The organism is Nocardia sp. NPDC004123, from assembly GCF_053603795.1.
This window is the reverse complement of the sequence record NZ_JBSGGG010000039.1, coordinates 61,715-81,169: the sequence shown is the minus strand read 5'-3', so window position 1 is coordinate 81,169 and position 19,455 is coordinate 61,715. Positions and strand designations below refer to the sequence as shown.

General features: G+C 69.2%; 18 protein-coding genes. 9 read left to right on the top strand and 9 right to left on the bottom strand.

From position 1 onward, the window contains the following. Positions 1-109: 109 nt before the first annotated feature. The 5 genes from ACWEQQ_RS41005 (at position 110) to ACWEQQ_RS40985 (ending at position 4,796) form a co-directional block, all read left to right on the top strand. Positions 110-619, top strand: coding sequence for a PspA/IM30 family protein (locus tag ACWEQQ_RS41005; RefSeq protein WP_452351997.1), 510 nt, complete (start codon positions 110-112; stop codon positions 617-619). A 34-nt stretch (positions 620-653) separates the two neighbouring features. Then, positions 654-1,706 (top strand): hypothetical protein, encoded by a 1,053-nt coding sequence (locus ACWEQQ_RS41000; RefSeq protein ID WP_452343827.1) that lies wholly within the window; start codon positions 654-656, stop codon positions 1,704-1,706. Between the two features lie 127 nt (positions 1,707-1,833). Continuing rightward, the gene (locus tag ACWEQQ_RS40995; protein ID WP_452351996.1) at positions 1,834-2,262 is read left to right on the top strand and encodes a hypothetical protein; all 429 of its coding nucleotides are present in this window, start codon (positions 1,834-1,836) and stop codon (positions 2,260-2,262) included. Positions 2,263-2,361: 99 nt separating this feature from the next. Then, positions 2,362-3,711, top strand: a complete 1,350-nt coding sequence (locus tag ACWEQQ_RS40990) for an amino acid deaminase (RefSeq protein WP_452351995.1) — start codon at positions 2,362-2,364, stop codon at positions 3,709-3,711. Positions 3,712-4,073: 362 nt separating this feature from the next. After that, on the top strand, positions 4,074-4,796 hold the full coding sequence (locus ACWEQQ_RS40985; protein WP_452351994.1) for an MmyB family transcriptional regulator: 723 nt from the start codon (positions 4,074-4,076) through the stop codon (positions 4,794-4,796). On the opposite strand, the gene ACWEQQ_RS40980 is transcribed toward ACWEQQ_RS40985, so the two are convergent. The 8 genes from ACWEQQ_RS40980 to ACWEQQ_RS40945 form a co-directional block, all read right to left on the bottom strand. Then, on the bottom strand, positions 4,772-5,881 hold the full coding sequence (locus ACWEQQ_RS40980; RefSeq protein WP_452343831.1) for a GlxA family transcriptional regulator: 1,110 nt from the start codon (positions 5,879-5,881) through the stop codon (positions 4,772-4,774). The genes ACWEQQ_RS40985 and ACWEQQ_RS40980 overlap by 25 nt on opposite strands. Positions 5,882-5,883: 2 nt before the next feature. Beyond that, the gene (locus tag ACWEQQ_RS40975; RefSeq protein WP_452343832.1) at positions 5,884-6,759 is read right to left on the bottom strand and encodes an alpha/beta fold hydrolase; all 876 of its coding nucleotides are present in this window, start codon (positions 6,757-6,759) and stop codon (positions 5,884-5,886) included. A 120-nt stretch (positions 6,760-6,879) separates the two neighbouring features. Next, positions 6,880-8,439, bottom strand: coding sequence for an FAD-dependent monooxygenase (locus ACWEQQ_RS40970; RefSeq protein ID WP_452351993.1), 1,560 nt, complete (start codon positions 8,437-8,439; stop codon positions 6,880-6,882). 160 nt (positions 8,440-8,599) lie between these two features. Further along, positions 8,600-9,340, bottom strand: a complete 741-nt coding sequence (locus ACWEQQ_RS40965; protein ID WP_452352008.1) for a dienelactone hydrolase family protein — start codon at positions 9,338-9,340, stop codon at positions 8,600-8,602. Between the two features lie 189 nt (positions 9,341-9,529). Next, positions 9,530-11,161: an AMP-binding protein gene (locus tag ACWEQQ_RS40960; RefSeq protein ID WP_452351992.1), complete on the bottom strand. Its 1,632-nt coding sequence runs from the start codon at positions 11,159-11,161 to the stop codon at positions 9,530-9,532. Beyond that, entirely contained in the window at positions 11,151-12,089 is a 939-nt protein-coding gene (locus ACWEQQ_RS40955; RefSeq protein WP_452351991.1) for an SDR family NAD(P)-dependent oxidoreductase, read from the bottom strand. Before ACWEQQ_RS40955 ends, ACWEQQ_RS40960 begins: the two co-directional genes overlap by 11 nt. Next, positions 12,089-12,760, bottom strand: coding sequence for a TetR/AcrR family transcriptional regulator (locus ACWEQQ_RS40950; RefSeq protein WP_452351990.1), 672 nt, complete (start codon positions 12,758-12,760; stop codon positions 12,089-12,091). The genes ACWEQQ_RS40955 and ACWEQQ_RS40950 overlap by 1 nt, the downstream gene beginning before the upstream one ends. A 125-nt stretch (positions 12,761-12,885) precedes the next feature. After that, complete coding sequence (locus ACWEQQ_RS40945) at positions 12,886-13,377, bottom strand: nitroreductase/quinone reductase family protein (protein ID WP_452351989.1); 492 nt, start codon at positions 13,375-13,377, stop codon at positions 12,886-12,888. Between the two features lie 146 nt (positions 13,378-13,523). Here ACWEQQ_RS40945 and ACWEQQ_RS40940 point away from each other — a divergent pair, with 146 nt between their 5' ends. Further along, positions 13,524-14,402 (top strand): RNA polymerase sigma-70 factor, encoded by an 879-nt coding sequence (locus tag ACWEQQ_RS40940; RefSeq protein WP_452352007.1) that lies wholly within the window; start codon positions 13,524-13,526, stop codon positions 14,400-14,402. A gap of 67 nt (positions 14,403-14,469) precedes the next feature. Here ACWEQQ_RS40940 and ACWEQQ_RS40935 read toward each other — a convergent pair whose 3' ends face one another. Continuing rightward, positions 14,470-16,203 (bottom strand): LCP family glycopolymer transferase, encoded by a 1,734-nt coding sequence (locus tag ACWEQQ_RS40935; protein ID WP_452352006.1) that lies wholly within the window; start codon positions 16,201-16,203, stop codon positions 14,470-14,472. An 88-nt stretch (positions 16,204-16,291) separates the two neighbouring features. Here ACWEQQ_RS40935 and argC point away from each other — a divergent pair, with 88 nt between their 5' ends. The 3 genes from argC to argB are packed head-to-tail and all read left to right on the top strand — an operon-like array spanning position 16,292 to position 19,454. Further along, on the top strand, positions 16,292-17,353 hold the full coding sequence (gene argC / locus ACWEQQ_RS40930; RefSeq protein ID WP_452351988.1) for an N-acetyl-gamma-glutamyl-phosphate reductase: 1,062 nt from the start codon (positions 16,292-16,294) through the stop codon (positions 17,351-17,353). Further along, entirely contained in the window at positions 17,350-18,558 is a 1,209-nt protein-coding gene (gene argJ / locus ACWEQQ_RS40925) for a bifunctional glutamate N-acetyltransferase/amino-acid acetyltransferase ArgJ (protein WP_452343839.1), read from the top strand. Before argC ends, argJ begins: the two co-directional genes overlap by 4 nt. Then, positions 18,555-19,454: an acetylglutamate kinase gene (argB, locus tag ACWEQQ_RS40920; protein ID WP_452343840.1), complete on the top strand. Its 900-nt coding sequence runs from the start codon at positions 18,555-18,557 to the stop codon at positions 19,452-19,454. The genes argJ and argB overlap by 4 nt, the downstream gene beginning before the upstream one ends. Position 19,455: the final 1 nt, after the last annotated feature.

Here is a 19,455-nt window from a genome sequence, read left to right as displayed (position 1 = left end):
GGGATTGCGACGTCCCCACCGTACGCCGTCCCTGAATCCCGCGCAATGTTCCGATCCCGGCGCGCTGTGCCAGGCCCCCGCGGTCCCCGTGATGCGTAGCCTGGAACCCATGAGCGATGCCAAGGAACTCGTGGCGTTGTTGGCGCAGCTGCCGGACGCCGAACTCGCGGCGGTGGTCGAGGCCGCCACCGACGGCAAGGCCGGGATGGCCGCGCTGCACGCGGTGGCGCAGTCACTGGCGGCCACCCTGGGTCATGCACCCGATGTCATCGATGTGACTCCGGACACGCTGCCGGTGGAAAGCTATCCGCAGTCTGAGACGGTCTCGGCATCCGGGCAGGTGGGAGCGGGTCCCGTGGTCACCGGGATACCGGTACCACCTGCGGGTATCCCCGCAGGTCCGGCGATCGGCGGCTATACCTCCGGCGGCGTCCCTACTTTCGAGTCAGTTCGCGATAAGGTCGAGCAGCGCTACGGGACATCGCAGGGGATGGGCGAACTCGATCGGCAGACACCAGTGGGCCGTAGCGTCGAGGAACAGTGGGATGCGCGGGCGAAGGCCGCGCGGGAACGTCTGGAACAGATTCGAAAATCGGTGCACGGCAACGATTCCGAGTGATCAGGCGTTCCGTCTTCAATTGATGGGTGGAACCTTGACCGAGTCCGATACGCCGTCCCGGGCGCCACGCGAAATCGCCGAGAAGCTCCTGGATCTCCAGGTCGACTTCATTGTCGCCGAGGTCAGCGGTGATCGCTTCGCCGAAGTGATCGCCCGCGATGTGGAAGCGGTGATCGGTGTCGCCGACACCATCATCGTCCGCGACGTGGTGGAGATCGATCAGGCCAAGCAGACCGTCGCCAATGTCATCGACCTGATCGGCGGCAGCCCGGTACTGGGCGAAATGGTCGGCACGCTGGCCGATTCGCTGTACGAGAACATCGCCGGGAATCATGACTACACCCTCGGTGACGTGGTGGACCGCGAGCCGGTCGAGCAGCTGCTGGAGAAGCTCTTCGGCATGCACCAGGCCCAGGAACGGATCCTGGAGCGGCTGACCGAGAGCCCCCTCATCGCGACCGTGGCCGCCAAGTTCGTGGACAAGCTGGTCGACGATCTGATGGAGACCAACAAGCAGATCGCCTCGAAGATTCCCGGCGTCGGTTCCCTGGTCTCCATGGGCACCAATGCCGCCAAGTCCGCGCGCAAGGCGGCGGAGAAGGCCGGTGGCACCTTCATCGGCGAAATGGCCGGCAAGGGCGCGCAATTCGCGCTCAAACGCACCAACAACGCCATTCGCGAAATGCTGCGCGACGCCCCGGTGCACGACGCGGCCATGGAATTCTGGGACCTGCACGCCGGTGAGCCGGTCAGCGGCCTGCGCGAGTACCTGTCCCAGCAGGACCTCCGCGACCTCGCCCTGATCATCCACCGGATCGCGCTGACCACCCGCAACAAGGAATACGTCGGCGTGCTGGTGGACCAGGGCGTCGAGGTGTTCTTCGAGAAGTACGGCGACCACACCCTGGCGGCCATGCTGCCCGAGCTGGGCCTGTCCGAGGCGGTCATCGCCGAGGAGATCCTGCGCTACGGCCCGGCCGTGGTGGAAGCCGCCAAGCGGAACGGCGTGCTGGCCAAGCTGATTCGCGAGCGGCTGGAGCCGTTCTTCCTGTCCGAGCCGGTGCTCGCTGTGCTCGCCGGGAACTGACCCGAGTCCTGCGCACAGGGCCGCACGCCGAAACCGCGTGCGGCCCTGTCTCATTCCCTGACGGGAGAACCCGCTCATTCCCTGGAGGGAATCGCGCAGCGCATCGCGCCAACGCAGACTCGATGCCATGACGAACATCGACATCAACGAACTCGCCGACCGGTACCTGGCCATGTGGAACGAGACCGACCCGGAGCCGCGGCGCAAACTCATTCGCGAACTGTGGGCCGAGGACGGCGTGCAGATTCTCGTCGATCCGCCGGAGGATATGCGAGATGCCGCCACTCGCTTGAACTTTCCGATCCCGTCGCTCGAGGTGCGGGGGCATCATGCGCTGGAACGGCGTGTGGAGCGGGCCTACGAGATGTTCCTGGCGGCGGGCGAACACCGCTTCGTCCAGCGTGGGGAAGCGACGGTGCTGTTGAAGCAGGTCATCGCCCTGACCTGGTCGATGGTGACCGCCGATGGCACCGTGGTCGGTGGCGGGATGGACGTCCTCGCGCTGGACGAGGACGGCCGCATCCGCACCGACCACCAGCACATCGGCGTCGAGTAGGGCCTCGAGCCCGCGAGCGGGTGCACACGTCGCGGATCGTGCCGTGCATGATTGCTTCGACTCGAGCAATGCAAGGTTGCTTCGACCGAAAGGAGCGTCGTGGCCCTCGACAAGGGAGTCGCCGCAGCCCTCAGCGACAGCGTCCGCGCCGGTGGCGACGCTGTCCTGGGCCCGCGGCACAAATCGCTGCCCCCGGCCGCCTGGGGGCTGACCGTCCGCGAATACCTGGCCACGAATCCGCACCTGGACGACCTGCAGACGCCGGTGCTCACCATGGACCGCTCCGCGCTGGACACCAACCGGGCCGTCATGGCCGACTGGGCGCGCGCCGCCGGCGTCCGGCTGGCCCCGCACGGCAAGACCTCCATGTCGCCCCAGCTCTGGGCCGAACAGCTCGAGACCGGCTCCTGGGGTATCACCCTCGCCACCGGCTGGCAGGCCCAGGTCGGGCGGTCGTTCGGCCTCGACCGCATCGTGCTGGCCAACACGCTCGTGGATCCGATCGGGTTGCACTGGGCGGCAACGGAAATCGCGCGTGACCCCGACTTCGAGCTCTACAGCTGGGTCGACGGCGTCGACGCGGTCCGGGAGATGGAGCGCCACCTCGCGTCCGCCCCCGACGGGGTTCAGCTGAACGTCGTCGTGGAACTCGGTGGTCCGCACGGCCGTACCGGCGCCCGCGGGCTGGCCGCGGCCCACGCCGTTGCCGACGCGGTCCACAAGTCACCGCGCCTGCGACTCGCAGGGGTCGGCGGTTACGAGGCCGCACTCGCCCATGACCGCACCCCGGAAGCCCTTGCGGCCGTGCGGCACTACCTGGACGAGCTCACGATCCTGCACCAGGAGCTGATGGCCGCGGGCCGGTATGACGATCGTGCGATCGTGACCGCCGGCGGCAGCGCATATCCGGACCTCGTCGTGGAGCAGTTGGCCGGACTTGCGGACGAGGATGGCGTGCACGGAGTTCCGACTGTGGTGGTGCTGCGGTCCGGCGCGTATCTGGTGCACGATGACGGGTTCTACTCCGGGATTTCGCCATTGGCCGCGGGGCGCGCGGAGCATCCGCTGCGGTCGGCGATGCACGGATGGGCACGCTGTGTGTCCCGCCCGGAAGCGGAACTCGCGTTGCTCGATGCGGGCAAGCGTGATCTTCCGTACGACTTGGGTTTACCTGTTCCGCAGCGGATCACCGGACCGGTGAACACCGGGCTCTCGGCGGTTGCGACCCCTTCGCTGCCGGCCGGCGCGCATGTCTCGGCCTTGAACGATCAGCACGCCTTCTTGCGGCTGCCGGGTGCCTCGGACGACCAGGTGCCGGTGGGAAGTGTGGTGCGACTGGGGCTTTCGCATCCCTGCACCGCGTTCGACAAGTGGCGTCTCATCCCGGTCATCGATGACGCCGACGCCGAGCGGCCGCGGATCGTCGACTTCCTGCACACGTATTTCTGAGCGGGATGCCGCAGCCGCTCCGTTTCGGCCGCGGCGGGTGGACCTCGAGGCCCCGTCCACCGCCGCGACGACGGATGCCTCGCGGCACGTGGCGCGATCCATCGGCGACAGCGATGCGGTCCGCGTTCGTGCCGTCCCCTCGCGGACACCCGGTGTCGCCGTGCGGAGTGCCGCACGGCGTGGCAAGCATCCCGATCGGCGCGGGTGCGGGTCAAGGTGAACTCCTGTCCCAATTTGTCCCAGCGGGAATAGCGGCCAGGTTGCCTTATTCCTCGGCAGTCAGTTCGCGGGCTGCGTCGACCGTGGGTGTTCCGGTACCTTGTGCGACGGAACAACCCGTTTCATGGCTTCTGGAGGTATCGGTGACCGCGGCGCGCTCGGAGATTGCCGACTATTTGCGTAGTCGCCGCGAGGCAGCCGGGCTCACCCGAGCCGAGCTGTCCCGGCGCGCCGGAGTCTCCGAGGCGCTGATCCAGAAGATCGAGCAGGGCACTCGCCAGCCCACCGCGGTCGCCCTCGGCGCGCTGTTCACCGCGCTGCAGGTGCCGGCGCAGGTGCGCGACCACGTCGCCACCCTGCTGCAGCCCGAATTGGCCAGCTTCGGAACCGAAATCACGCCGCCGGAGCCCTACGAGCTCGACTTCCTGCGCGCCATGCCGCACCCTGCCTGCTTCCAGACCATGCCCGCGGTAGACCTGGTCGCCGCCAATGACGCCTACCTGCTGGCGTTTCCGGGACTAGAGCCCGGCGACGTCATCGTCGAATGGATGCTGCTGGACCCGCGGGCGCGCGAGGTCATCGACGACTGGGAACGTGAAGCGCACTTCATGGTGTACGGATTCCGCTACATGGCGTCCGCCACCCACTCGCCCGAACGACTCGCGGCCATCGTCGACCGTTGCCGTGCGGCCCCGGAGTGGGATCGCTTCTGGTCCACCGAGGTTCCGCCCGACAAGGTCGCCCGCCGGCCCGTGCGGGTGCGCTCGCCCGAGACCGGCGAGTGGGTGAGCTACCGCATGCAGATATTCAAATTCGAACTGCCGCAACGCCCCTGGTGGATCTACTCGCTGGTCCCCGCCAATTGAGCCGCGCCGGTGGCGAAATGCTGCCGGTAGCGTTCGGGCGTGGTGGCCAGGCGTCGGCCGAACACCCGGTGCAGGGTCTCGCCGTGGCGGTAGCCGACCTGGCGGGCGATCGCACCGATGGTCAGCTCGGTCGACTCCAGCAGGCGGCGGGCCGCCTCGACGCGCAGATCCTCCACGAAAGCCGCAGGCGTGCTGCCGGTTTCGATGCGGAAGGCCCGGGCGAAGTTGCGTTCGCTCATGCCCGCGCGGCGGGCCAGCTCGGCCACCCCGAGGTTCGCGTCGAGATGATCGGGCAGCCACTGCTGCACCGCGCGAATGGCGGGCGTGCGCGCGGGCTGGGTGCGCAGCTGCGCGCTGAACTGGGTCTGCCCGCCGGGACGCCGGGTGAACACCACGTACAGCCGCGCGATCATGGCGGCGACCTCGCGGCCGTAGTCGTCCTCGACCAGCGCCAGCGCCAGATCGACGCCCGCCGACATGCCCGCTGACGTCCAGCGATTGCGGTCGCGGACGTAGATGCGATCCGGTTCGACCGTGACCCGCGGATAGCGCTGGGCCATCAGGTCGGTCGAGGCCCAGTGGGTGGTGGCCCGGTAGCCGTCGAGCAACCCGGCCGCGGCCAGCAGCAGCGCGCCCGCGCACACCGAGGTCACCCGCCGCGCCTTGCGGGCCAGGGCGGGCAGCTCCCGCACCACCTCCGCCCCGGCCGGCCCGGAGGCCATGCCGCCCACCACGATCAGGGTGTCGAAGTCGTCTCCGGCGGCGATGTCGTGCAGCGAATGCTCCACCGAGAGGGTGAGGCCGCCGTCCGCGGTGATCGGGCGGCCCCCGGGCGAGGCGGTCAGCAGGCGGTAGGGCAGGGCTGCGCCGTCCGAATCCGCCTGGCCGCCCGCTGAACTGATGGGATGCTCCTGCAGGACCGGCGGCAGTTGCGCGGGCGGCCGCTCGCGGACGCCGTTGAGGAGCGCGAACACATCCAGTGGCCCGGCCAGCTCGGACAGCTGCATGCCCTGGTAGACAACGAAAACGATGGTGCGGGGTGCGGGCATCCCGCCATCATCGCAGTCGCCGGGCTCGGCTGCCATGGTCAGTGGCTGACCGATTCGGATGTGCGGCGGGCGGTGTGGCGGTCGAGGAACGGGATGACCAGTTCGGCCACTCGGTCGGCGCACTGCGCGTGCGGGTAGTGGCCGCCGCCCTCCACCATGGCGACACTGCCCAGTCCCGCCGGCATGGCCGCCACGATCGCCTCGGCCTCGGCCCGCGGGTCGGCGAAGTCCGGATCCTGGGTGCCCATGAGCACCAGTGCGGGACAGCGGATGTCGGCGATGCGAGCGTGCGCGTCGGCCGGAGTGGTGGCGCCGGTCTTCATGAATTCCGCCCAGCGGTCGGGCTGCCGCAAGATGGTCCGCAGGCCGCCGAGGAACTCCGCGTGGTCGGCGGGCTTGGTCGGGTAGGCGATCTCCAGATAGCGGAACCACCACCGGAACGACCGCAGTCCCTGGGTGGCGAGCAGGCGCACCATGCCGCGGCGGTACCGGCGGCTGGTGATCATCGTGCCGATGTGCAGCTGCTGGGTGAGGGTGAACGGGTCGATTTCGACGATGGCGCTCACCAACTCGGGGGCCTCCGCCGCCGCGATGGTCGCCGAGCCGCCCGACAGCGAATGCCCGACGATGACCGCGGGACCCCCGAAATGCCGGATGACACCCAACAGGTCGTGGGCCACGTCGGTGCGGCTGATGGCTTCCTTCCCGGTCACCGAGGGCCAGTTCGGGCTGGATTCGCCGTGCCCGCGCATATCGGCGTTCACCACCCGGTATCCGGCCGCGACCAGCGGCCCGACCAGGTGCCGGAACTCCTGCCGCCAGGTTCCCATGCCGTGCGACAGCACCACCAGCGGTCCGTCCCCGGCCACATCACACGCGATCCGCCCGTGCTCGAGCGTTACGAACTCGGTCATTTCCCGGTCCTTCCAAGCGATTTCGTTCCGGCCGCGTTTGCGGCATGCCGGAATTGAACGCCGGAAATCGATGCGGGCCGAGGGCTCGGGCCGGACGGATCAGCGGTGTGGCCGATCCGGTCAGTCGCTGACCGTGTTTCCCGCGCTCGGGACAATTACCCGTGTCGGTGCGCCGAACCAGGTGGCCAGTGCGTCCCGCAGCCCGGGTTCGGCGGTGGCGGGGGATTCGCCGACCGTTGCGGCCCAGGCGATGTGGGCGTCCGGGCGGATCAGGACGGCATCGGCGGGCCGGTCGTCGGTGGCAGCGGTCCGGATGTCGACGCGGTCGCCCCACAGCTCGGCGATCTCGCGCAGGTCCGCGCGGTCGGCGAGATCGAGCAGCACCGGGCGGGCGTCGCGCAGGGACTGGGCGACACCGGGGTGCGGGTACAGATCGGGGAGGAAGGCTCCGGTCAGCTGGTGCCCGTTGGGATTCGGCAGCGGATAGCGGATGTCGGCGCCCGCGATCATGGACCCCAGTCGCTGCAGGGCCGGTGCGTCGGTGAGCAGTTCCTGGAACAGGGTCCGGAGTGCCTCGGCCGCCGGATCGTCGCCGCGGCGCAGCGCCGCCTGCGCCTGGGTGTGCACCATGGTGCGGGCCGCCGCGAAGGAACGCTCCGTGTGGTAGCTGTCGAGCAGCCCGTCCGGGGCCCGGCCGTCGATGTCCGCGGCCAGTTTCCAGGCCAGGTTGACCGCGTCGAGCATGCCCGCGTTGAGGCCGACACCCGTGGCCGGGAATGTGTGCGCGGCATCGCCGGCCACCAGAATCCTTCCGGCGCGGAAGCTTTCGGCCTGCCGTGCCTGGAACTGGTAGCGGGACAACCGGATCGGCTCACCCAGCGGCAGATCGACGCCCAGGACGCGGCGGATGCTGTCGCTCAGCTCCGCGAGGGTCAGCGGCTCGTTGTCATCGGTCTCGGTGGCGGTGTCCTCGGTGGTCTGCACCATGAGCATGCCGGTGGCGAGCGAGCCGACCGCGAACACGCCGCGCTCGGTGCGGGTGAAACCGGCGGGGACGACACCGTGCCCGGCGACGTCCAGATCGCCGTTGTCCAGCATGGTCACCCCGGCCGCCACCGCGACCTGGCCCAGGCGATTGACCTCCGGATAGGTGATGCCGGGGAAGGCGATTCCCGCCAGCTCCCGGACCTTGCTGCGCGCGCCGTCGCAGCCCACGGCATAGTGGGCGGTCAGCTGATACGGGCCGTCGGGGCCCGACACCGTCACGGTGACCCCGGTGGCGTCCTGATCGATCCCGGTCACCGTGTGTCCGCGCCTGACCTCCCCGCCGCGCTCGCGCACCAGCTCGTCGAGCAGCTGCTCGAGCTGCGGCTGCGGGAGATGGAGCGCGCGCAACGGCGGATCCGCCAGTGGGCTCTGATCCACGTGCAGTCCGCCGAACGGGAAGACCGCCGCCGGAGCGACCGGCGCCCCGGCCGATTCGAACCGGTTCAGCAATCCTCGATAGCCCAGCAATTGCAGGATCTGCCCACTGAATCCATTGGCCTTCGGCACCGTCCGCAGCTGCGGACTGCGCTCCAGGACCACCGGCCGTACCCCGGCCGCCAGCAGTTCGGCGGCCAGCATCAGACCCGTCGGGCCCGCGCCCGCAATGATCACGTCGGCACTCGTCACACGCACGCGCGCTACTCCATTCCACGGATTTCGGCTACGGCCAGCGATTCTGCGGCATACCGGGGGTCTTGCCGCAAGCCCGGGGGTGCGATATATGTTGAAAAGGGAAGCGGATCACCGCTTCCCTCTTGTCGATCGTCATCCGTTGCCGGATGGACTCTTTCGGCTACCGGCCCAGATGGTGGCGCATGAACGCCGCCGCGAAATCGGGCTGGGTCCTGGCCATCTGGTTGTGCCGGCCCGGATTCGCCAGCAGCGTCTTCTCCTCCGACGCGAACGCCTCGAACAGGTCGAAGCTGGGCCGGCGGTCGATTTCCTCATCGTTCCAGGCGACCTGGAGGGTGAGCGGGATGGTGATCTTGCGTGCGGCCTCGAACAGCGCGTCGAATACGAACACGCTGTTGAAGGTCGCGGCCCGGATGCGGGGTTCGGCGGCCACCAGCATCATGCCGATGACGGTGCCCAGGGTGATGCCGCCGTAGCCGACCGGAGCGTCCGGGCCGATCTCCGGCAGCGCCTGCAGCGCGTCCAGGGTGGCCTGCCACTCCGGCACGGCCCGCTCGGCCAGGGACATATTGAACTCGGCGATGATCGAGTCCATCGGTTCCCCGGCCGCCCGCGCCGCGTGCAGCGCGTCGGCCCACCGCTGGTCCTGCTCGTTGCGCGGCCGGTCGCCGTGCCCCGGGGCGTCGATGGCGGCCACCCGGTAACCGGATTCGGTCACGAAGTGACGGGCCGTCGTGACGAGGTTCGGGGCGCGCTTGTGCACGCCGCCACTGTGACCCAGCAGGATCAGGGGTGCGTTCTCGGGCGCGGATTCGGGCGACCACAGTACGCCGGTGATCTCGCCCAGCAGGAAATCGCGTTCACGGACGCCGTTTTCCGACGTCTCCGCGGTGAAGTTCAGGTGCATGATGTTCTGCCTCTCGGAATGCCTTGCAACACAGGCGCTCCCGGCGACAGCTACTTCGTACGCCCAACCGCGACCACGATGGGGAGCACCCATCTCGATACGTCATTCATGGGTCTCACCTCCTTCGTGATGTCACGGTCCACGGCACGGTACCAACGCGGACCGGCGGCCGCAAGCGACGCGTCACGAGGCGGCCTGCTCGCCGAGCTTGTGGCGCAGCACTTTTCCGCCGAGGTTGCGGGGCAGCTCGGGGAGACGGACGAACTGCTTGGGCACCTTGTAGCGTTCCAGGCGGGTCCGGATGTGCTGTTTGAGGGCGTCGTCGCCGGGGTCGGCGTCGGTGGTCACCAGATAGGCCCGCAGTACCTGGCCGTACTCGGGATCGGCGATGCCGACCACGATGACATCGGCGACGGCGGGATGCTCGGACAGCGCGTTCTCGACCTCGCGGGGATAGATGTTCTCGCCGCCGGAGACGATCATCTCGTCGTCGCGGCCGTCGATGTAGAGGCGGCCCTGCGCATCCAGGTGGCCCATATCGCCGATATTGACGTAGCCGTCGCGCACCTCCTTGCTGGGGGCGGAGCCGCCGCGATCGGCGGTGTAGCCGTTGAAGCCCAGGCCGCCGCGCACGAAGACCGTACCGGTCTCGCCGACCGCGGCCGGGGTGCGGTCGGCGCGCAGAATGCGTACGGAGACACCGAGAATGGGGCGCCCCACGGTTCTGGGAGAGTACGCGAGATCCGCCGGTGTGGCGATGGAGACGACGCCCGCCTCGGTGGAGCCGTAACCATTGACCAGCCGGGGACCGAAGTCGCGCAGGAATTTCGCGATGGTGTTGGGTGAGATCGGCGCCGCGCCGGTCAACGCCAGGCGCAGTGCGGACAGGTCGTAGCGGCGGCGGATCTCATCGGGCAGGGCGGCGAGGCGCTGGATCATGATCGGGACGCCGATGAACACGGTCGCGCGGTGGCGCTGGATATCGGCCAGGGCCAGCTCGGGATCGAAGCGGCGGCGCGTGACCGCTGTCGCGCCCAGGGCCAGCTGACCGGCCAGCGCGCCGAGGCCGAAACCGTGGAAGAACGGGGGCGCGACGATCGCGATATCGCGGTGGGACAGGCGTGCGGCGGCGGCCAGCGAGGCGGCCGCCTCCAGCGCGGGACGCAGGCCGATCTTGCGGGCGACGCCCTTGGCCATGCCGGAGGTGCCCGAGGTCAGCAGGGTGATCCGGGCGGGCTGCCGGGCCGGGGGCGGGGACGGATGCCGTTGCCGGGCAAGCTGATCCAGCGTCGGCAGCTCGGATCGGACCTCGGGGTCGCGCCAGCCGCGCACCTGGATGCCGGAGTAGCCCGTCTCGGCGAGCGCCGCGAGATGTTCGTCATCGTGGACGAGGATGTCCGGCGTGTGCCGTTCCAGGATGCGGGCCAGCTGGGCGGCGGGGAGTTCGGTATTGAGGAAGACCAGCTCGCAGCCCAGACGGCTGCCCGCGATCACCGCCTCGACGAAACCGTGGTGATTGCGGCACAGAATGCCCACGGTGCGCAGGTCCGGCGCGAGCGAATGCAGCGCTGCGGCAATGGCTTCGGAGCGGCGCATGAGCTCGCGGTAGGTGACCGCGCCGGATTCGTCGATCAGGGCGATCCGATCCGGGTGGCGGGCCGCGGAGACGGCGATGAGCAGACCCAGTGACGGGCCGTAGGCGTGGTAGCCGCGGGCGATCGACACCGCGGCCGCCGGTCCGATCGGGCGCAGTGCGCCCGAAGTGGTGATCGCGGAAAGCGCTGTGCCCCAATCGAGGGACGTACTAGTGCGCATCGCCCCTGCCCTTCCCGTGCACCGCGCGGAGAGCGGCCTCGGTGTCGCCGAGCCGCCGGTAGACGGCGGTGAAGGCGATCTCCAGTGGCACGCGCAGGATCGGGGTGAGTATCGAGGTCGCATACCCGTAGGCGGGAATCATCATGCGCGGCTTGGTGATCAGCGCCCGTGCCACGCCCGTGGCGGCCTCGGCGGGGGACTGACCGGGCATCGCGGACATCCAGCGGCTGGGCGCGCTCATCCGGGTGTGCATGAGCCCGGCGTAGATGGTGGTGAGGGTGACCCCGTCCGGCCGCGCCTCCATGCCCACCGCGCGCATCCACACATCGAAGGCGGCCTTGGCGGACAGATAGAAACCCCACTTCGGGACCACCGGAAAGAGCACGCCGACCGTGGAGATGTTCACGATGTGGCCGCTGCGGCGCGCTCGCATGCTCGGAAGCAGGGCCAGCATGAGGCTGATCGGGCCGAGGTAGTTGGCGGTCGAGGTGGCGGTGAGATCCTTCGGCCGGTCGTAGGACAGGTGGATCGAGCGGCGTAAGGACTTGCCCGCGTTGTGAATCAGATAGTCGACATGGTCGAAGCGGGCGAGGATGTCCTCGGCGAAGGCCGAGATCGATTCCGGCTCGGCCAGATCCAGGCGGATCGCCACCGCCGTGCCGCCCGCCGCGGTGATCTCGTCCGCCACCGCCTGCAGCTGATCGACCGAGCGCGCGCCGAGCACGACGGTCGCGCCGGCGGCGGCGAGCATGCGGGCGGTCTCGGCGCCCAGGCCGTGGGACGCGCCGGTGACCACGGCGATCTTGCCCTCCACCTCGCGGCGCAGGCGGGCGGGGTCGGAGATGCCGCGCGGGCCGATGAGCCACGCCACGGCCCGGCCGACGGGTCCGGCCGCCAGGGCATTGTTGGGTCGGTGGAGGAGTTCCACTAGCTCGTCTCGCTTCGTTCGGTGCGCTGTTCTCGTGGTTCGGTGCGCTGCTGCGCGCCGGTCGGGTCCAGCAGGGCGGCGATGGTGCGGGAAGTCAGGGTGATGGACGGGTCGAGTGCCAAAGTCGTTTGCACCGTGGCGAATCCGGTGGCGAGCACCAGGCTCTGCAGCTGAGCGCGATCCGGCTCCGGCTCGGTGAGCCAGCGCGCCGTGGCGCCCTCCACGAAAGCCAGCCACCCGTCCATGGCGATCCGGATGGCGGAACTCTCACCCGCGGAGACGATTTCGGTGAGCAGCGCCGCCACCAGCCGGTCCCGATGCCGCTCGTGCTGCGCCAGCAACCGCTCGTCGGCCCCCGTGCGCGGGGTCATGATCAGCGCCGTCCCGTGCTGCTGCACGAAATCCAGATAGATCCCGAACCCCAGCGTCAGCCGCTCCATCGCGGACCCCCGCAACTCCTGCAGCCGATCCCAGAAGTCCTCGAACACGGCCTCGTGCACCGCCAGATACAACTCGTACTTCCCCCCGAAGTGGTATCCGATCGACCCCACCGCGGCCCCCGCCGCCGCCGCGATCTCCGCGATCGACACCTCCTCGTACCGCCGGTCCGAGAACGCCCTCCGCCCCGCCTCCAGCAACGCCGCCCGAGACTCCCGCCCCCGCCGATTCACCTGAACCGGCCGGGCCCCATTTTTTGAACCCCGTTCAACTTCGGCCACCCCCGCAGCCTAGTCAACTTCTTGAACCAGATTCAAGAACTGATTTTCAGCCGTTACCGCCCAGGTCGCTGGCTGGTTCAGGCGTCGGCGCGGGTGAGGACGGCGATGGGGAAGTGGCGGGGGCTGAGGGCTCGGTAGGTGGTGAAGTGGGGGTAGGCGGCGGTGAGGGTTTGCCAGTGGGTGGCGTATTCGGTGTCGTCGGTGACTACGCGGGTGGTGACCGGGAAGGCTTCGCGGCCGATGCGGACCTCGGCGTGGTCGGCGGCCAGGAGGTTTTTCCACCAGTTGGGGGTGCCGGGGTTGCCGCCGTTGGAGCCGCAGACCAGGAGGGTGTCGCCGGAGCGGACCAGCATGAGCATGACGGGGCGGGGCTGGCCGGATTTGCGGCCGGGGACGGTCAATTCGAGGACCGGGTGGCCGAAGAGGGTGGCGAAGCGGGTGCCGCCGAAGCGATCGAAGAGGCGGCGGTGCAGGCGCGCGTAGAAGCGGGCGACCGCGCCGAGATGGGTGCTGGAGTAGTAGTTGAAGCGACCCGCCCGGGTCAGCGGGCCGGAATCGGTGCCGGGCATTGGAGGTCCCCTCGGGTCGGCGGTCGTACGGGCTCAATGTACATGGTGTCCAGTGAGTTGACGTAGTGGCTCCTGAAAGATGGTGTCGTGCTCGCCCGCTTCGTGATTAGGCTTCGGATATGAGCATCGGCGCTGACACCGGACCGATGAGCGGGGTGGACGCGTTCGATCGGCTGCGACCGCTGCTGTTCACCATCGCCTACGAGCTGCTCGGCAGCGCCGCCGATGCCGAGGATGTGTTGCAGGACAGCTATCTTCGCTGGCGCGAGACCGATCCGGCGCGGATCGAGCATCCGCGCGCCTACCTCACCACCATCGTCAGCCGGCAGGCGCTCAACCACCTGCGCACCGTGCGCCGCCGCCGCGAGGACTACGTCGGCAGCTGGCTGCCCGAGCCCATCCGCACCGAATCCGGCGCCGGTCACGATGTGCTGCTGGCCGAATCGGTGTCGATGGCCATGCTGCTGGTGCTCGAGACCCTCGGACCCACCGAACGCGCGGTGTTCGTGCTGTCGGAGGTGTTCGGCCACAGCCTCGTCGACATCGCCGGCATGGTCGGCAAATCCGATGCCACCGTGCGTCAGATCGCGCATCGGGCCCGCGCGCACGTGCGGTCCCGGCGCAAGCGCTTCGAACCCGACTCCGAGACCAGCCGCGAGGTGATCGACCGGTTCCTGCGGGCCACGCAAACCGGTGATCTGCAGACCCTCATGGATGTGCTGGCCCCCGATGTCGTCCAGATCGCCGACGGCGGTGGCAAGGTGAGTGCGGCGCGCCGCCCGGTCGTCGGCGCGACGCGTGTCGCCCACTATCTGATCGGGTTGAGCCGGAAAGCCTTGGCGGACATGAGCGTCGAGTTCGGCACCTACAACGCGCTGCCCGCCCTGCTGCTGCGTACCGCCGACGGACGCCTCGACACCGTCGAACTGATCGAGACCTCCGGCGACCGCATCACCGGGCTGTACGCCATCCGCAACCCGGACAAGCTGGGTACCGTCGAACTGACCCGCGCCCTGGAACGGTGACCCGGGCGGTCAGCGGGCCGCTGAACCGTGGTGCGACTGGAGATTTCAGCGACCGGCCGCGGCTGGATCAGTTCACGCAGGGGATCTTCGAACCGATCTGGGTGGTGACGGGCTTGCCGGAATCGGGTGCGTCCGTGGTGGTGTCGGTGGCCGCGGCGCTGGTCGAGGAGCCGCCCGCAGTGGTGGTCGGGCTGGTGGTGGCGGCGGTCGGGTCCAGCGACGCCGGAATCTCGAGATCCGCGCCGACGACCAGCTTCACGTGCCCGCTGGACACCTCGGTGGACGGGCTCACCGGGATCCCGCCGAACATCTCCGACAGCTGTTTGGCGTCGGTATCGGCGCCGGTGCCGTAGTAGACGGTCGAGGTGGTGCCGTCGGCGTAGGTGGCGTTGGCGACATCACCGGCCGGAAATCCCTTGGCGGTCAGCAACTTCGACACCTTGGCGGCCTGGCCGGGCGTGCCGCTGGCATTGGCCACGTCCAGCGTCGAGGTGGGCGTGGTGGCCGGCGCGCTGGGCGCGGCCGGGGTGGAGACGCCGAACGCCTCGCGCACCGTCTTCTTGATGGCCACCGGATCGATGACGTTCACGTCCTGGCCGTCGACCGTGTCGTAGCGCAGCACCGGCAGCGTGCGGAACTCCACCGTCGGGTTCTCCGCGCGGCCCAGCGTGGTGGCGAAATCGGTGAGGCTCCAGCCGTCCGACAGCACCACGTCCTTGTGCGCCACATCCATCAGCGCCTTGAGCCGGCCCGGATTGGCCAGCGTGCCCGAGCTCTTCATGGAATTGGCCACCGAGGTCAGGAATGCCTGCTGCCGGTGGGTGCGATCGAGGTCGCCGTTCTCCAGCCCGTGCCGCTGCCGGACGAACGCCAGCGCGTCGGAGCCGTCCAGGTGCTGGGGTCCGGCGGGGAACTGCGCGCCGGAGTAGTAGCTGTCGTCCACGGCGTGATTGAGGCACACGTCGACGCCGCCGAGTGCGGTCGCGAGGTCGTAGAAGCCGGCCAGGGAGATCTCCGCGAACCGGTTGATGGGCACGCCTGTGAGCGCTTTCACAGTCTGAACGATGCTGGCGCGGCCCGCTTCCCGGCCCTGGCGCTCCAGGTCGGGCCCGTCGGCCATGCCCTTCGCCTTGAGCTTCTCCTCGACCGTGTACTTCTTGAGGCCGTAGGACTCCTTGATCTTGGCGTGGTCGTAACCCGGAATGCCCTGCACCGGAACGTAGTCGTCGCGCGGGATGGAGAACGCGATGATGTGCTTCAGATCCTTCGGAATGTGCACCAGGATCAGCGAATTGGCGTTGTAGCCACCCTCCGAGCCGTCACCGGCGTGCAACTGGTCGAGGATCTCCTTGGGCAGATCGTTGCCGTTCAGGTCTTTCCGGGTGTCCAGGCCGATCAGCAGCATATTGATGTCGCCGTCGAGATTGACGTCCTCGGGTGCGATCGCGCCCGAGCGGACGAAGCCGGAATCGAAGTCGTTGCGGCCGTACCAGACCAGACCTGTTATGCCGATCACACCTGCGGCCACCAGGGCCGTGATGCCGCGTCCGGCGAGGCGCAGGCGTTTGTCGCGCTCGCGCTGGGCCGCGGTGCGCTCGGGCTTGCCGCCGCTGCGATCACGCTTGCCGGAGGTGTCATCACGCTTACCAGCGGTGCGCCGCTTGTCCGCGCGCCGGCTGGTGGAGTCCGCCTCGGCGCGCCGCGAACGGCGGGGGGTCGGGTTTGGCGTCTCCGGTGCCCGGCGGGTGCGGCCCGGCTGGGGGCCGACGACCGGCAACGGTTGGGTGGCGTCGTCGTACATGGCGCTGTCGAGTGTGCCGTAAGCGGCGCTCTCTGTCAGATTTCCGCCCGGTTGTGAATGAGCTTGCACGGTCGTGCATAATCATCACATGGTGGATACCTCGAACGGGCCCCTGCGGGTCGCGGTAGCTGGTGCGAGCGGGTACGCGGGCGGTGAAGTCCTGCGCCTGCTGCTCGGTCATCCAGCCTACCGAAGCGGGCGCCTCGAGATCGGGGCGCTGACCGCGGGGTCCAATGCCGGTACCACCCTGGGTGAGCTGCAGCCACATCTGCTGCCGCTGGCCGATCGGGTGCTCGGGCCCACCACCGTCGAGGAGCTCTCCGGCCACGATGTGGTCTTCCTCGGCCTGCCGCACGGGCAGTCCGCGGCGATCGCCACGGCGTTGCCGGAATCCACGATCATCATCGACTGCGGCGCCGACTTCCGGCTCACCGATCCGGCGGCGTGGGAGAAGTATTACGGCACCCCGCACGCCGGCAGCTGGCCCTACGGGTTGCCCGAGCTGCCCGGCGGGCGCGAGAAGCTGCGCGGCGCCACCCGGATCGCCGTCCCCGGCTGCTACCCGACCGTGTCGAGCCTGGCGCTGGCCCCGGCCGTCGCGGCCGGAATCATCGAACCGCGCGTGAATGTGGTTGCGGTGAGCGGCACGTCGGGCGCAGGCCGCAAACTCGATGTGGGCCTGCTGGGCTCGGAGGTGATGGGCTCGCTGCGGGCCTACGGCATCGCGGGCGCACACCGGCACACCCCCGAGATCGCGCAGAACCTGAAGACCGCCACCGGATCCGGCGCCGACGTGAGCGTGTCGTTCACCCCGGTGCTGGCCCCGCTGCCGCGCGGCATCCTGGCCACCTGCACCGCCCCCACCACCGTGGACGCCGCCACCGCCCGCGCCGTCTACGAGAAGGCCTACGCCGATGAGCCTTTCGTGCACCTGCTGCCGGAAGGCGTACTGCCGCAGACCGGTTCGGTGCTCGGCTCCAATGCCGTCACCCTCCAGGTCACCGTGGACGCCGACGCCGGGCTGCTGGTGGTCATCGGCGCGATCGACAACCTGACCAAGGGCACCGCGGGCGCCGCGGTGCAATCGATGAATCTGGCTCTCGGAATCGACGAGACCGCAGGACTTTCCACCGTAGGAGTGGCACCGTGACGATCGACAACGGCAAGCTGGTGCGGACCCAGGGCGTCACCGCACCGCTGGGCTTCCGGGCCGCGGGCATCGCCGCCGGCATCAAGAAGAGCGGCAAGCCGGACCTGGCGCTGGTGTTCAACGAGGGCCCGGAGTACGCGGCCGCCGGCGTGTTCACCCGCAACAAGGTCAAGGCCGCGCCGGTGCTGTGGTCGCAGCAGGTGCTGACCGGCGGCCGGCTGCGCGCGGTCATCCTGAATTCCGGCGGCGCCAACGCGTGCACCGGCCCGGGCGGCTTCCAGGACACCCACGCCACCGCCGAGGAACTGGCGAAGGCGTTGAGCAACTGGGGAACCGAGACCGGCGCGGGCGAGATCGCGGTCTGCTCCACCGGATTGATCGGCGACCGGCTGCCCATGGACAAGCTCATCCCGGCCGTCACCGAGATCGTGCACGAGATGGGCGGCGGCCTGTCCGGCGGCGCCGAGGCCGCGCGGGCCATCATGACCACCGACACCGTGCCGAAGGAAACCGCCTTCCATCACCTGGACAAGTGGAACGTGGGCGGCATGGCAAAGGGCGCGGGCATGCTCGCGCCATCGCTGGCCACCATGCTCGTGGTGCTCACCACCGATGTGGTCGCCACCCCGCAGCAGCTGGACGAGGCGCTGCGGAATGCCACGAAGTACACCTTCGACCGGCTCGACGTGGACGGCTCCTGCTCCACCAACGACACCGTGCTGCTGCTGGCCAACGGCGCCTCGGGTGTTACCCCGAGCCAGGCGGATCTGAACGCGGCCGTGCTCGCGGTCTGCGACGACCTGGCCGAGCAGCTCATGTCCGACGCCGAGGGCGTCACCAAGCGCGTGCACATCACCGTGCAGGGCGCGGTCAGCGAAGCGGAAGCGCTCATCGGTGCGCGGGCGCTGGCCCGCGACAGCCTGGTCAAGACCGCGTTCTTCGGCTCCGACCCGAACTGGGGCCGGGTGCTGGCGTCCATCGGCATCGCGCCCATCGAACTGGATCCGAACCGGGTCTCGGTGTCGTTCAACGGATCTCCGGTGTGCATCGACGGCGTGGGCGCTCCGGGCGCCCGCGAGGTCGACCTGTCCGGCCCCGACATCCAGGTCCTGGTCGAGCTGGGTCTGGGCGACGGCGCGGCCACCGTCCGCACCACCGACCTCTCGCACGGCTACGTCGAAGAGAACTCGGCCTACAGCTCATGAGCGATGTGGTGAAACAGCTTTCGGCCCTCGACAAGGCGCACGTCCTCGCCGACGCGCTGCCGTGGCTGCAGAAGTTCCGCGACAAGATCGTGGTCGTGAAGTACGGCGGCAACGCCATGATCGACGACGAGCTCAAGCGGGCCTTCGCGGCCGACATGGCGTTCCTGCGCACCGTCGGCGTGCACCCGGTGGTGGTGCACGGCGGCGGCCCGCAGATCAGCGCCATGCTGAAGAAGCTCGGCATGACGGGCGAATTCCGCGGCGGCTTCCGCGTCACCACGCCCGAGGTCATGGACGTCGTGCGCATGGTGCTGTTCGGTCAGGTCGGCCGGGAACTGGTGGGGCTCATCAATGCTCACGGCCCGTACGCGGTCGGCATCTCCGGCGAGGACGCCCGGCTGTTCACCGCCACCCGCCGCACCGTGCAGGTCGACGGCGCGGCCACCGATATCGGCCTGGTCGGCGACGTCACCGAGGTGAATCCCGACGCGGTGCTGGATCTCATTGCCGCGGGCCGGATTCCGGTGGTCTCCACCATCGCCCCGGACGCCGACGGCGTGGTGCACAACATCAATGCCGACACCGCGGCGGCCGCGCTGGCCCAGGGCATCGGCGCGGAGAAGCTGGTCGTCCTCACCGATGTCGAGGGCCTGTACACGAATTGGCCCGACCGGTCCTCGCTGACCAGCCGCATCGACACCGACGAGCTGGCCAAGTTGCTGCCGTCGCTGGATGAGGGCATGGTGCCCAAGATGGAAGCCTGCCTGCGCGCCGTGGAGGGCGGCGTCCCGACCGCGCACGTGATCGACGGGCGCGTCGCCCACTCGGTCCTGCTGGAACTGTTCACCGGGGAAGGCATCGGCACGATGGTCACCCCCGCACAGGAGATCTCATGAG